The 14051-nt window shown below is 41.9% G+C and carries 11 protein-coding genes and 1 tRNA gene; 5 read left to right on the top strand and 7 right to left on the bottom strand.

The features are described from left to right. Positions 1-8: 8 nt before the first annotated feature. The 5 genes from SIO70_RS02430 to SIO70_RS02410 all read right to left on the bottom strand — a co-directional run bounded on the left by SIO70_RS02430 (position 9) and on the right by SIO70_RS02410 (position 7459). Positions 9-902: a DUF6048 family protein gene (locus SIO70_RS02430; RefSeq protein WP_320579136.1), complete on the bottom strand. Its 894-nt coding sequence runs from the start codon at positions 900-902 to the stop codon at positions 9-11. Further along, positions 862-1338 (bottom strand): DUF6452 family protein, encoded by a 477-nt coding sequence (locus tag SIO70_RS02425; RefSeq protein ID WP_320579134.1) that lies wholly within the window; start codon positions 1336-1338, stop codon positions 862-864. Before SIO70_RS02425 ends, SIO70_RS02430 begins: the two co-directional genes overlap by 41 nt. Positions 1339-1514: 176 nt before the next feature. After that, entirely contained in the window at positions 1515-4391 is a 2877-nt protein-coding gene (gene uvrA, locus SIO70_RS02420) for an excinuclease ABC subunit UvrA (protein ID WP_320579132.1), read from the bottom strand. 439 nt (positions 4392-4830) lie between these two features. Then, the gene (gene fabF / locus SIO70_RS02415) at positions 4831-6093 is read right to left on the bottom strand and encodes a beta-ketoacyl-ACP synthase II (protein WP_320579130.1); all 1263 of its coding nucleotides are present in this window, start codon (positions 6091-6093) and stop codon (positions 4831-4833) included. A 286-nt stretch (positions 6094-6379) separates the two neighbouring features. Further along, complete coding sequence (locus SIO70_RS02410; RefSeq protein ID WP_320579128.1) at positions 6380-7459, bottom strand: fatty acid desaturase; 1080 nt, start codon at positions 7457-7459, stop codon at positions 6380-6382. Between the two features lie 207 nt (positions 7460-7666). On the opposite strand from SIO70_RS02410, the gene SIO70_RS02405 reads away from it, so the two are divergent. From SIO70_RS02405 to SIO70_RS02385, 5 genes are all read left to right on the top strand, one after another. Further along, a tRNA-Ser gene (locus tag SIO70_RS02405) sits at positions 7667-7755 on the top strand. A gap of 259 nt (positions 7756-8014) precedes the next feature. Beyond that, entirely contained in the window at positions 8015-9250 is a 1236-nt protein-coding gene (locus SIO70_RS02400) for a site-specific integrase (protein ID WP_320579126.1), read from the top strand. Positions 9251-9484: 234 nt separating this feature from the next. Then, complete coding sequence (locus SIO70_RS02395) at positions 9485-10231, top strand: hypothetical protein (RefSeq protein WP_320579124.1); 747 nt, start codon at positions 9485-9487, stop codon at positions 10229-10231. Between the two features lie 121 nt (positions 10232-10352). Further along, positions 10353-10835 carry a hypothetical protein gene (locus SIO70_RS02390; protein ID WP_320579122.1) on the top strand — a complete coding sequence of 161 codons (483 nt, stop codon included), beginning with the start codon at positions 10353-10355 and terminating at the stop codon, positions 10833-10835. A 12-nt stretch (positions 10836-10847) separates the two neighbouring features. After that, positions 10848-11324 carry a VapE domain-containing protein gene (locus tag SIO70_RS02385; RefSeq protein WP_320582083.1) on the top strand — a complete coding sequence of 159 codons (477 nt, stop codon included), beginning with the start codon at positions 10848-10850 and terminating at the stop codon, positions 11322-11324. Positions 11325-11364: 40 nt separating this feature from the next. Here SIO70_RS02385 and SIO70_RS02380 read toward each other — a convergent pair whose 3' ends face one another. Next, positions 11365-12921, bottom strand: coding sequence for an IS5 family transposase (locus SIO70_RS02380; protein ID WP_320574022.1), 1557 nt, complete (start codon positions 12919-12921; stop codon positions 11365-11367). Between the two features lie 208 nt (positions 12922-13129). Continuing rightward, complete coding sequence (locus tag SIO70_RS02375) at positions 13130-14035, bottom strand: hypothetical protein (protein ID WP_320579121.1); 906 nt, start codon at positions 14033-14035, stop codon at positions 13130-13132. Between the last annotated feature and the right edge of the window lie 16 nt (positions 14036-14051).

Genomic DNA, 14051 nt, shown 5'->3' with positions numbered 1-14051 from the left:
CTTCCCCCTTATTTCTTTTTATCTTTTGGTACGTGTACCTTGACTTTATACATCGGAATCATATAAGACACGGTATAGGTCATATCGAACTGTGACCGCTTCGACCCACTTCCAAATCCGGGAATTACGATAGGTGGAAATGCTTTGCTGGCACTACTGTGGATCATGATCTTCTCTCGCACACCCCATCCCAGGAACAGGTTTTTTGCCGCTTCTACTCTCAGACCAAATACCAGCTCAATCCAGTGGGCGGTCATACTTGTTTTTGGATAACTCCCCTGGGTAGATGCATCCCAGTAATCACTGGTGATGAGGTAAGTAGGTACTTCGTAGGTATTATGTGCAAAACCATAACGGATACCTCCGTAGAGCATATTCTGTTCTGTGGTTTCTGTTTTTTTCATGAAGTCGTAGTCGATACCGATGGTGCTGTAGATACCGCTTCCTTTGTAGGTGTAGTTGGAATCGCTGTGGGAGGTGCGGTTCCAGCCGGTTTCGATGGCGCCATAGATCTTTTGGCCGAGGCGTACATCGGCTTGAACGGTCACGTCGGTTCTGTATGGTTGGAAATACAGCAGGGCAAAACGGCTGATGTCCAGACCGATGCGGATACCTGCGTTAGAGAGGTAGGTACTGTCTTCGATTTTTGCAACGATTGGTTTGCCTTTAGGGGCAATAGAGTCTTTGCCTGCTTTGGTTTTCAGCACAACAGAATCTTTACCTGATTTAGTCTTCAGGGTAACGCTATCATTGGCTGCTTTGATTTTCAGCGCGTTTGATAACGGTCTGTGAGTCGTATCCTTTACAGTCGCCGGAATGGTATCCTTCTTCACCTGTGCCTGCGCGGCGACCGCGAAGAGACTAATAAATAAAGAATAAAGAAATGTTCGTTGTATTATCACTTGTTACCTCCCGGTTATTTATATGTAAAGAGTCGATGGTATGGTAGGTGGTTATCACCGTATCCAGTGTAGAGAAAGTGGCGAAGCCGCAACCTGCAGATACAAAGTGCGGCGTACGTGTATACCTGAAGGTCAGGGTGTCTGCCACGGCGGCGGAGTCCAGTTTCAGGTAGTAACGACAGGTATCGTGCAGCGGGTCGAGTTCGAAATATACACTGGATCTGGCTTGCTGGCTAATGAGGGTGTCCTTGTCAAGGGCACACACAGTCACTTTGGGCCAGGTGGTATCTTTGTTGATGTACCCATCCAGGGAGTCTTTTTTAAAGTTAATACCAAGGTCTGCGAGCAAGGTTTGGTCACAGGTCTTGGTTTCATCCTCACAAGCCGCAAATACTGCTATGAGTAGAAGGGCTATAATTCCGGAAATATATTTCATGCCTATTGGTTATAACAATTCTGGAGGCGAAGATAATGACTTAGAGGGTAGAATCTGTTGTACCTGGAAACAAAAAATCGCTTTTGTCTATGACAAAAGCGATTTTTTAAGGAGATATATTTTAGCCTGCGGCTAGCGATAACTGGATGTATTTTAGCCTGCGGCCTGCATTAAAACTATCTTTTTAGCTCCTGCTTCAGGAACTTCGCCGTATGGCTTTCCTTGCATTCACTCACCTGTTCCGGTGTACCGGTACATAATATTGTACCTCCGCCAGCGCCACCTTCAGGCCCCAGATCAATAATATGATCGGCCATCTTGATCACATCCAGGTTATGTTCGATCACCAGCACGGTATTCCCCCTATCTACCAGTTTGTTTAGTACATTCAGCAACAGCTGGATATCCTGGAAGTGCAGACCCGTAGTAGGTTCGTCTAAGATATAAATAGTCTTTCCGGTATCTTTTTTAGATAGTTCAGTCGCCAGTTTTACACGCTGGGCCTCACCACCTGACAGGGTCACGGCTGATTGTCCTAATGTGATATATCCCAGTCCTACATCTTGTAAAGTCTTGATTTTCCGGTATATATAAGTTACGGGCTGGAAGAACTCCACCGCCTCATCGACCGTCATATCCAGTACATCGGAGATAGATTTGCCTTTGTACCTGATTTCCAGTGTTTCACGATTGTACCGGCGGCCATTACATTTCTCACAATGCACGTATACATCAGGGAGGAAGTTCATTTCAATGACTCTCATCCCCCCTCCTTCACAAACATCACAGCGACCGCTTTTTACATTGAAGGAGAACCGACCTGCATTATAGCCCCTGATCTTGGCCTCCGGCACCTGGGAGAACAGGGTACGGATGTCCGTAAAGAACCCGCAATAAGTAGCCGGGTTACTACGGGGGGTACGACCGATTGGGGACTGATCGATTTCGATGACCTTGTCTATATTTTCAAGGCCTTTGATGCTTTTGTAAGGCATCGGGTCCTGTTTGGAATCGTAGGCGTGCTGACTCAGAATGGGGTACAGCGTTTCGTTGATGAGAGTAGACTTACCACTACCGGATACCCCTGTTACGCAGATAAAGGTACCTAGCGGGAGTTTCACACTCACGTTCTTGAGGTTATTGCCGGTGGCGCCTTTTAGTTCCAGTGCTTTCCCGTTACCCTTGCGTCTTTCGGAGGGGATGGTCCCTGCCTGTTTACCATTCAGGTAGCCGGCGGTGGGGGTATCGAGTTTCAGGATCTGGCTGGGTGTACCCTGGGCGATAATGCGGCCACCGTGTACACCGGCACCTGGACCAACGTCGATGAGGTGGTCGGCATGGAGCATGATATCTTTATCGTGTTCCACCACGATCACGGTGTTGCCCATTTCGCGAAGGTTGCGGAGGGCATCGATGAGTTGCATATTATCACGCTGGTGAAGACCAATACTGGGTTCATCCAGGATATAAGTGATACCCATGAGTTGGGAGCCGATCTGGGTGGCGAGGCGGATACGCTGGCTTTCACCACCGCTCAGCGTACGGGTAGCACGGTTGAGGGTGAGGTAAGTGAGACCAACGTTGAGCAGGAAGCCTAGTCTTTCCCTGATTTCTTTGAGGATATCTTTGGCGATGGTGTTTTGTTTTTTGTCCAGTCGCTTTTCGATGTCCTTGAACCAGGCGGCTAGTTTATCCAGGTCCATGTTCCCCAGTTCGGAGATATTTTTTTCATCTACCTTGAAGAAGAGGCTTTCCTTTTTGAGGCGGGAGCCGTTACATTCAGGGCAGGTATGTAGTTTCATGAAGCTTTCAGCCCAGTTGCGTACAGCGTCTGACGAAGTATCGTTGAAGTAACGGCGAACGGTGTTGATCACCCCTTCGAAGTCAGAGTTATAAGCGTTTTCGCCATTATCCCCGAATTCCATGTCCATTTCCAGGCTACCATTTTCATCTCCGAATAGGAGGAGGTTCAATGTTTTCTGAGGCAGGTTGCCGATGGGGGCAGTCAGGGAGAATTTATTCTTTTTGGCGAGTTGTTGTACCTGTTTAAAGGTGAAGGTATCTCTGGCTTCGCCGAGTGGGGCGAGGCCACCGTCGTTGATAGAGACGTTTTGATCGGGGATCACGGCGTCCATATCTATCTGGTAGATGGTGCCGAGGCCTTTACAACGGGGGCATGCGCCATATGGAGAGTTAAAGGAGAATGTGTTTGGAGAGGGCTCTTCGTAGGAGAGGCCGGTATCTTCACACATGAGTTGTTTGGAGTACTGGCTGACTTTGTTAGTGTCATTGTCCATGATGAAGAGGAGGCCTTTCCCCATCTGCAGGGCTTTTTGAATGCTCTGGCTGATGCGGGTGCGGGCGTCGTCCTGCACTTGTACCCTGTCAACTACCAGTTCGATGTCGTGGATTTTGTAACGATCCACCTGCATCCTTTCTTTCAGGTCGAGGATTTCTCCGTTCACGCGTACTTTGAGGTAGCCCTGTTTGCGGAGCTGTTCGAAGAGTTCGCGGTAGTGACCTTTACGCCCGCGGATGAGGGGGGCGAGGATGACGAGTTTCTTTTTCGGGAAGTTTTTAAATACGTGGTCCATGATTTCTTCTTCGGAGAAGCGGGTCATGCGTTTACCACTATTATAGGAGTATGCGATACCTACGCGTGCGTAGAGCAGGCGGAGGAAGTCATAAATTTCGGTGATGGTCCCTACGGTAGAGCGGGGATTTTTGTTGGTAGTTTTTTGTTCGATGGAGATAACCGGGGAAAGGCCGGTGATTTTATCAACATCGGGGCGTTCCATATCGCCTATGAACTGGCGTGCGTAGGCAGAAAAGCTTTCCATGTATCGGCGTTGGCCTTCTGCGTAGATGGTATCGAATGCCAGGGAGGATTTTCCGCTGCCACTGATGCCGGTGATGACAACCAGTTTATTTTTAGGTAATGTGAGGTCCAGGTTTTTGAGATTGTGAACCCGGGCGCCAAACACAGCTATTTGATCATCTGCCGTAGCCGGTGTGAGGACCGGCGTTGATGCATTCTCTTTCTTCTTTGCCATATTTGATTAGCGAGTAACCATGGTATGAATCATGGTGTTTATTTTAATACTAAGCTACGTCAAAAATGGTGATTTTGCTAAAAATTTTAGTGAAGAGGTTGGAGAGTTAGTAAAGATTCGGTGGAGATTCGGTGCCAAAAGGGGACTAAAAGGGCACTTGTATATCGGAGGGATAATGAGGTGACCTTTTGGTGATCTATTGGTGGGCTGTTGGTGAACTGTTGGTGGCGAAGTTATATCGTAGTCGAACTAGCGACGAACTAGCGACGAACTAGCGTCGAACAACGCTCGAACAACGCTCGAACAACACTCGAACAACACTCGAACAGCATTCGAACAGCACTCGAAGAAGCGTTGAAGAAAAGGGGGAATTAGTGTGGACATAAAAAAAGGCCGCATCTTTTGGATGCAGCCTTTCTCTTCATTATATATACGTCAATTACGCTTTGTATTTCTTAAACACTACGATCGCATTGTGACCACCGAAGCCGAAAGTATTACTCATCGCTACATTCACTTCACGTTCCTGTGCCTTACCGATAGTCAGGTTCAGGTCGGTTGGGATACCTTCACCCAGGGTAGTAGTATTAATGGTAGGCGGAATCAGGTTATGCTGGGTTGCCTTGATACTTGCGATAGCTTCGATAGCACCGGCAGCACCGAGCAGGTGACCTGTCATAGATTTGGTAGCGCTGATGTTCAGTTTGGTAACGTGATCACCGAATACGCCGATGATACCTTTCAGTTCGCTTGCATCACCGAGAGGGGTAGAAGTAGCGTGTGCGTTGATATAATCAACATCCTGGGGTGTCAGTTCAGCATCTTCGAGGGCACGGGTCATACCCAGGCGTGCGCCCAGACCTTCAGGGTGGGTAGCCGTCAGGTGGTAAGCATCTGCACTCATTGCGCCACCTACCATTTCAGCGTAGATTTTAGCGCCTCTTGCGATAGCGTGCTCATATTCTTCGAGGATGATAGCGCCAGCGCCTTCGCCCATTACGAAACCATCGCGGTCAGCGTCGAAAGGACGGGAAGCGGAGGTAGGATCGTCATTGCGGGTAGAGAGGGCTTTCAACGCATTGAAACCTGCGATACCAGCGCGGGTAACAGGGGCTTCGGAACCACCGGCTACGATTGCGTTGGCTTTGCCCAGGCGGATAAAGTTGAAGGCGTCAACCAAAGCACTGCTGGAAGAAGCACAAGCAGATACTGTACAATAGTTTACGCCCATGAACCCATATTTCATGGAGATCTGACCGGCAGCGATGTCGGAGATCAGCTTGGGAATAAAGAATGGATTGAACTTAGGTACGAAGTTGGCCTGAGTGAATTCCACGATCTGGTCTTCGAAGGTTTGCATACCGCCGTTACCAGAAGCCCAGATTACACCGACCATAGTTTTGTCAACACCTTCCTTGTTCAGGCCGGCGTCTTCAACAGCCTCCTGAGCGGCAACCATTGCGTACTGGGTGAACATGTCCATTTTACGGGCATCTTTCTTATCCATGTACTTTTCTATGTCAAAACCTTTCAGTTCGCATGCGAATTTGGTTTTAAACTCTGTAGTGTCGAATCGTGTAATAGGACCGGCACCGCTGGTCCCTGTTTTAAGGCTATCCCAGAAAGTGTTTACATCATTTCCGATAGGCGTCAAGGCCCCAAGCCCGGTAACCACAACCCTTTTTAACGTAACAGTGCGCATATTGCTTTGAACTTTAAAATCGAAAGTTAGAGCGCAAATTTAGGCACTTATTCTTATGATTACGCATAATCATAAGAATTATATAATATAATGGGGAAAGAATAGGGCAAAGTCAGGGGGTGGGAGGCGGCGGATGGCCTCCCGTAGTGAGTTTGTTGGGAATGATTTGATAAAAATTTGTATGCGGGATGATGAAAATCAGGCGGTTCAGGTCGGTGTAATAGATGCTTTTAGAGTGGTTATTGGCAGATTTGGGAAAATTTGGTACTCCTCATTGAGCCTCTTTTTAAGCAACTGCTACCGTTGTGGCCGGCAATGTCGCCAGGTCTATTTTCTTTGTCCGTACCCTCAAAAAAGCCATGATTTCCTCATCCGAGTTAAACCGGTTTCCAATATTTACAAAGTGTTTTGCCAGCAGGTCATACCTCTTCCCCATCAACCACAGCCATACATGCAGGAAGTGGATGCCGTCAAATACAATGGCTTCGTTCTCAATATATTCATGCAGCGTTTGCCTGAAATAAAGAGGATGTTCTGTCCAGTGCATATTCGGTTTGATATGATGACTGATGTGGTAGCCATCGTTCCAGCACTTGTGATTATACTTGGTATTAATACAGGTGATGCTGTTTTTATAAGCATTATCCGGATCCATGGCGCAAATGAATGCATGCTGTGCCCAGTTTCCCACCATCATGATAATCCTGGAAATCACAAATGGCAGGATGAAGACCACCAAAGTAGCGGGGAAGTTTACAAAAGACAACCCTACACACATTAATATATATAGTATCTCTCCTCTTACAGAGCGGATCAGCAGTTTTTTCCGGTGCTTTCTGACGAAATACCTGGCCAGGTGTATTACTCCTGTAAAGAAAAAGCTACCCAGGTAACGGCTAAATCCCCTGATGGAGTCACGCTGAAATGGCATGGTACAACTTTCATCATCCGGCATATTATTTTCCGGGTGGTGCATACCGATGTGATGGCTATAATATGTTTCAGGTGTCTGGCCAAAGAGGGGTCCGATCACCCATGGGAGGTAGTGATTGAGTAGCTGATATTTTTTAACGAAAAACACCCGGTGACTGGTGCAGTGTAGCATAAGGCCAAAGGGGCCTTTATACCTGAAGTTGTTCAAAAATGTAAAAGCTACTGCAGCGGTCCACCACAGGAATGCCGGTAATGGCAGGAATAATAATATGGCCAGTGGCAGGAGGGTGAGGGAAAGTTCGATGGTGAGGTAGAGAAATGGAAGGTCGCGCTCGTCACGGATCATCGATTTCAGGAACTTTTGGAATTTCGAATCTGGTTTTGTTGACTTTGTGTAAACTGGGTCAGTAAGTACGTCAGTGAATACTTTCATCAGTTGTAGGTTTTAAGTAAGTCGTTGGCGGAATCAGTTCGCAATCGATAATTGATATTAACAAGGTAAAGTATTAATCCGGGATAAAAATGGGGGGATGATTAATTGTGAATTTTATAACGAATGAAGAATTTTCTAATTTTTTTTAATTGCTTTTGGAGAATTAAGAATTATTATTATTTTTGCAACCCCTAACGGGGAAGTTTCGGTGAGATGCCTGAGTGGCCGAAAGGAACGGTTTGCTAAACCGTCGTACGGGTCAAACTGTACCGAGGGTTCGAATCCCTCTCTCACCGCCGAAATTTTAGAATGCTCATAGATTAAAATCTATGGGCATTTTTGTTTTAGGGAAGTGCTGTGCTAGTAAGGGTTTGTTCCTATTTACTGTTTTCCTGTTTTTGATATGTTTTATTTTACGAGGTATCACAGGAGGTAGCAGTACATCTTTTGGGAGGTAGCATGAAAACATATCTTACACACTTATAAACCAATCAAATACATATCTGCTGCTTTGGGCCATTTTTTCAAAAAAGGTAATAACACACCTTTTGGAAAATGGAAGGCAATAGAATTTTCATTACCTATTTCTTGTATAAGTCGAGGAAGACTTCTAAAGGACAGATACCCATTTTTGTTAGAATAACTTATGAGGGGAATAGGCTGAATCATAATACAGCACTGTTTATAGAGGAAAAGTCTTGGGATGGCAGGAAGTATCAGGTAAAGGGAAATAAACAAGAAGCTCAGGAGATCAATAAGAACCTATCTATTTTAAAAGGCAGAATCCTTAGTATTTACAATGATTTGCTGGAAAGGAATATTCCTGTTTCTATTGATCTTATCAGGAATAAGCTGGCAGGAAAAGACATTGAAAGAAAGACACTGCTGGATGCTGTTTCTTATCACAATGAACAGTTAAGTAAAAGCATAGGTATAGACCACTCTAAAGGAACACTTACAAAGTTCAAAACACTGGAAGCAAAACTGGTTAAGTTTATCACCACTCAACTTAATAGGAAAGATATATTTCTAAAGGAGCTTAAACATGAATTTGTTGTTGATTTTGAAATGTACCTGAAAAGGTCAGAGAAGATCAGCCATAACCCTGTGATTAAGTATATCCAATCATTGAAGAAAGTCATTAATATGGCTATAACTCATGGATGGCTGGATAATAACCCCTTTAGGAATTTTAAGTGCTCGTTGAAAACAATAGAAAGGGGATATTTATCACAGGAGGAATTATTGAATATCCAGCACAAGGTTATTGAAAATGAAAGGCTGAATAAGGTAAGGGATATTTTTATTTTCTCCTGCTTTACAGGATTGGCTTATGCTGATATAAAGGAGTTGAAATATAAGCATCTTAGTACCATTAATAATGAGAGGTGGATTATTACCCATAGACAGAAAACAAATACCAGAACAAGTATTCCTTTATTACCACAGGCAGTAGAAGTGCTGAATAATTATGAGGATATGTCTGAGCTGGTTGATGCAAATATTTTCCCAGTATTGAGCAATCAGAAGATGAATGCTTACCTAAAGGAAATTGGGGATATATGTAAGGTTAATAAGAACCTAACATTTCACCTTGCCAGGCATACTTTTGCTACGACTGTAACTCTTACTAATGGGGTGCCTATTGAGACTGTGTCTAAGATGCTGGGGCATACTAATCTGAAGACTACACAGATATATGCCAAGGTGGTGGATACAAAGGTTAGTGATGATATGCAGGTGTTGAGGAGGAAATTATTAGGGGTATCTAAAAGCCAGATAAATGAATAGTCTTAGCCTGGTGTTTAGTGTGATAGTGTTATTGGCAGTATGTTGGACATTGGGAAGTATTGTAGCTGATAAGGTTATATCAGATGAGAAGAAGGAATTAAAAGAGAATCCCTTGATCATTTTGTTAGTAGGTGCCATAGTACTGATTTTGGTGTGTTTATTGTGCAAGTTGTAACATGTAATTTAGACTTTTAGTATATTAGGTGTAGGTGAAATAATCCTGCACCTAATTTTATGGAACAGCATCCTCTATATTTTTTTATTGACTTAATTGAAAGAAAGAAAATTTCTGACTTAAGAAGTGCTTTTTTATTTGTGAATCCAGACCTGGAAATTTTATCAATTAATGAGCAAGAAGAATACATTCAATTTTTGGACTTTGATTGCTATGAAATGCCATTTACTAATGTATCCTATTTTTCCAATTTTCTTGATAAAAAGGTAACAGAGAAAAAGATTGAAGCTCAATCAAGTATAGATTTATTGTTATTAAATCGAACTGACCAAAATCAGCTCCAAATATTCATAGGTTCGATCGTAAATATAATAGACGACCTATGTGATAAATGCAGTAAATATTCTGATGCAATGAAATATCCAATTATTGCATCAGAATTGATAGATTTAAAATTATCCCTAAATAAGCGCTATTTAAATAGCATAAAAAACCTTAGTAATTCCCAATCACTAAACAAAAATGAGGAAATAATAAAGTTAAAATGGAATGCTGGGGTAGCATCGCTGTGTACCATGTTCTATGAATTAGCAAATGACTATAAGTTAGAGAAGAAAGGGATAAGCTATTTAAGTAGTGGTGTTGACCAGTTGGAGAAATTTTTAATGACCTATTTTGTTAATGAAGATGGAGCTCCCTTTGCCAGGGATTCAATAAAAACATATTTGCAGCCCAGAGCTGATAAGAAGGCTAAAAGAGATAAAGTCGATTTGGACAGGATATTTGAAAATCCTGACAACGAATAGTATAATCCTTTTCCCATGGAGATATAAAAATAGTCCAGCAGACTATTTAAGACTATTTGGACTTTTGCTTCTGTAGGACATTTGTATTGGAAATTATTCCAAAACAAACTAAAATATACAAATGATTACAGATGTAAAGGAATTAAAGAGCAACCTTACCCTGCTTACCCCTAACAATGAAGCAGAGGTGACGATTGATGGCATAGGATGTATGTCAAATTTAGGGGATGATAATAATGGTAAACAGGGTAACGAGGGTAACCTGGTTTTAAATAATCCTTCTACTTCATTTTTAGGAGATGAAAATAGTCAGCAAGTAGTTGTGGAAGATGGCCAATCCTCTTTAGAATTGGTAGAAAGACATTTAAACACTCATTATGATTTTAGATACAATCAAGTATCAGGGAAAGTACATTTTAAAAAGAAGGATAGTAACGAATATGGGAATATGACTGACTATCAGTTTAATTCAATTGTCAGAGAATTAAAGAAGAAACAGATCAATGTATCAAAGGACACATTAAATTCAGTAATCCACTCTGATTTTGTACCAGCATTCAACCCATTTCTAGATTATTTTAATGGTTTACCTATATGGGATTGAAGTACAGACTATATCCAGCAACTAGTTTACACAGTTAATACAGAGAATGATGAACTTTGGTCTTTATGTTTTAAAAAATGGATTGTAGCCACTGTAGGTTGTGCAACAGTGGACTCAATAACAAACCAAACTGCTATCATTTTTGTTGGAAACCAGGGAGTAGGTAAAACGAGGTGGATGAAAAGGTTGGTTCCATTAAGATTAGAGAACTATTTTTATTCTGGAATTCCCAATCTCAAGGATAAGGATTCGAAAATAAGGTTATCTGAATGTTTTCTGATAAATATGGACGAAATGGATAATTTGGCGAAACACCATTCAGAAAGATTAAAGGAGATGATTTCCAAAGCTAGCATAAGAGAAAGAAGACCTTATGGGCGTAATGATGAATTAATGCCTAGAAGAGCCTCATTTATGGGATCAGTAAACAGCAGACAATTCTTAAATGATTCAACTGGAACAAGAAGATATTTAGGGTCTGCTGAATAAGTTTTCCGATGAATTATATTTCATTTTGACACCTTGCTATTTACCATTCCATACGTCTCATATATCGAGGTCTAAGTTGTGCATCCGGGCAACTCACCATTATCGTTAAATAACCCTCTGTTACCAGCCAGTAATAGATTTGGAGTAATGACAAAAAAGAACCTGCTGCCAGTTTAAGCAGATTCATAACAAAGTAAATAGACATCACCCAACTCTCAGCTGTATCCTTAAGACGGGCCTTGATCTTACCCAGACCGTATGCATTTTTCCCCTGTCCAAATTTCCCTTCAATCGCATTTCGTTCCGGCATCTGCTTTTGCAATAATCGCTTTTGCTGCTTACTATCTGATGAGGGCCGACCCAATGGCTTGCCAACATAACGGATCCCTTTTTCCTTCATGTATCGTCGGTTTTCACGTGTGCCGAACAACTGATCTCCTAATACCCGCTCCGGATAACACCCAAACAAGCGTTTATGGGTTTCCAGGCATTCGATTAGTAATCCTCCTTCATTGTAATTATCCCAACTCAGCTTCTCAATATGTGTGTAACCATCTTTCAACAACACCAGTTGCTTGCTGCCAAACTCCGTTGATACGCGGTCTTTGCCTCTCGGCATCGGACGCACATGCGGTTGATAGATACTTACAATCCGATCAGATATTTTCTGTTCTCTTTTCTTATACATCTCTACCTGCTGACGATACATTTCCTGGATCACTTGTATTAACGTCCACTCTTTCGGTTTCAATGTCTCCTTAAAAGTAGGTCCTGTTTCAATCAGCCAGTTGATATACTTTAAATCCCGCTTAACATATTGCAATTGCTGACGGATACCCCTGCGTATGTCTCTTTTGCTTTTGTTTTTCTTTTTGGCAATGTTCAAATATTGCTTCCTGGCTATATTGCGATACATCCGCGGCATAATCAGTTCAGCAGCCAGACATCCCCGCTCTATTATCCCTTCCAATTGACGGCGCCCCTCATTTAATAACTTAATATCCGTTGGATAATCGATCTGTTGCTCTGACACCGTCGCGTCTAACATCAATGTTCCTGATAGTCCTTCAGATGGCGTTTCTTTTACTATCTCTGCATCCGCCTGGCAGCCAACTTTATTGCTCTCTCCTCCATCCCCATCACTTTCATCCTTACTGCCGGCATCCGATGTTTTCTCTTCTTTCGCTTTGGTTAATCCCGCTTCCTGCAAGATAATCTCATTCAACCTGGACATCACCTCTACGCCTAACCGTTTTCTAATACTGACCATCAGCGATGCATCAAAGGGAGCTTCCTGTTGAAAACTGCTTAGACCTACAAAATATTGCAGATATATGTTTTCTGTGATCTGCTCTACTACCTCACGATCGTCTATATTCAGTATATGTTTGATGATCACCGCACCAATTACCATCCGCGCACTCAAGGTTGGCGCTCCGAAATCAGCCCGCATCTTTTTATAATACACATCCGCCAGTTTGTCCCACGGAATCTTTGCAGCGAGTATAACCCACCTGTTGGAAGTGGATAACTGCTGCGAGAAGGGTGTGGAAAAACCTTCTAATGTCAATTGTTTTGCAGGTGTATAACGTATCATGGCTGCATGCTTTTGGAGATGATTCATTCAATATTTATACACTATTCAAGCAAAAAACAGGCCATACAACATTGATTAACAATAGATTAATACTTATTCAGCACACCCTAACTAGAGAGTAAATAAGATCATTTAGTTATAAATAAAAGCGCTTTCAGAATTTCATCCGAAAGCGCTTTCTAAAAAGCCAATAATAAGAAAATCAATATTAAAACTCTGGATGACTAATAATCTTAGTATAGTTTTGTTTTAAAAATTCTGTCGCCCATTTCTCAAAAACAGTATAGTAATGAAGAAATAATTCTGCCACTAACAAAATGAATTTATTACTTCTATCAATCACCTCCTGTGAGTTGGTGACTAAAAACAACCCACTTCCCGGTTCATTTACTACAAATGGTTCACTGCGATCAAAATCAACAACACCATGATGGTTTTCATCTTCCTTTATCTGCACAATTTGACTATAAAAAAATGCAAATGTTTTTCTACTAAATGTAAAGGACCTTAAATCAGTCTGCAAATTACATTTGATAGTTTTCCCATTAATCTTAAATAATAAATCCGGAAAAAAATAACTAACAATATCAGAGAATTGCATATCATTTCTTTTTTTATCAAAAATGATAGATACGCCTTCAAATAATTCCTTTTCAAACTGTGATGATTTCTTGTTTTTTTTAAAATCAGGCAAAGATGAAAATATTAACTCATCCAAATAATTAACAAAATCCTTTCTGATTAGAAAATATGGACAGGGCAAGGAATCGGCTGCTAATTGGAATGACGGATATTGATCCTGACGAAAAAATTGAAAATGAGTATTATTGCCGTACTTTATGTATTTAAAGTCATACTCAAATAAATCTAAATCCTCCAATCTGCAGTAATTGCCATGTTTTTCCTCCCTTGATCGAGGCCTAATAATATCAAAATTTATAATATTAGTTTTCTCATGCCATTCTATAAATTGTTGGAATGAAAAATTAGAATAAAAAAGCTTGTTTAACATCCTTGCATACGCTGGTGAACATTGAAAATCTTCTATTAATAATTTTCGATAACCCCCAATATTAGGATTAATAAACTCGGCTATAAAACGTACAAAATTCATAAATGAAAATAATGAA

This window comes from Chitinophaga sancti (genome assembly GCF_034087045.1).
Lineage (GTDB): Bacteria > Bacteroidota > Bacteroidia > Chitinophagales > Chitinophagaceae > Chitinophaga > Chitinophaga sancti_B.
This window is presented reverse-complemented; position numbering and strand designations above follow the sequence as displayed.

Coding starts and splice junctions, on each gene's coding strand:
- SIO70_RS02395 (WP_320579124.1), top strand. CDS start 9,485: ATGGAACAGCATCCTCTATATTTTTTTATTGACTTAATTGAAAGAAAG.
- SIO70_RS02410 (WP_320579128.1), bottom strand. CDS start 7,459: ATGAAAGTATTCACTGACGTACTTACTGACCCAGTTTACACAAAGTCA.
- SIO70_RS02380 (WP_320574022.1), bottom strand. CDS start 12,921: ATGATACGTTATACACCTGCAAAACAATTGACATTAGAAGGTTTTTCC.
- SIO70_RS02390 (WP_320579122.1), top strand. CDS start 10,353: ATGATTACAGATGTAAAGGAATTAAAGAGCAACCTTACCCTGCTTACC.
- uvrA (WP_320579132.1), bottom strand. CDS start 4,391: ATGGCAAAGAAGAAAGAGAATGCATCAACGCCGGTCCTCACACCGGCT.
- SIO70_RS02375 (WP_320579121.1), bottom strand. CDS start 14,035: ATGAATTTTGTACGTTTTATAGCCGAGTTTATTAATCCTAATATTGGG.
- SIO70_RS02400 (WP_320579126.1), top strand. CDS start 8,015: ATGGAAGGCAATAGAATTTTCATTACCTATTTCTTGTATAAGTCGAGG.
- SIO70_RS02425 (WP_320579134.1), bottom strand. CDS start 1,338: ATGAAATATATTTCCGGAATTATAGCCCTTCTACTCATAGCAGTATTT.
- fabF (WP_320579130.1), bottom strand. CDS start 6,093: ATGCGCACTGTTACGTTAAAAAGGGTTGTGGTTACCGGGCTTGGGGCC.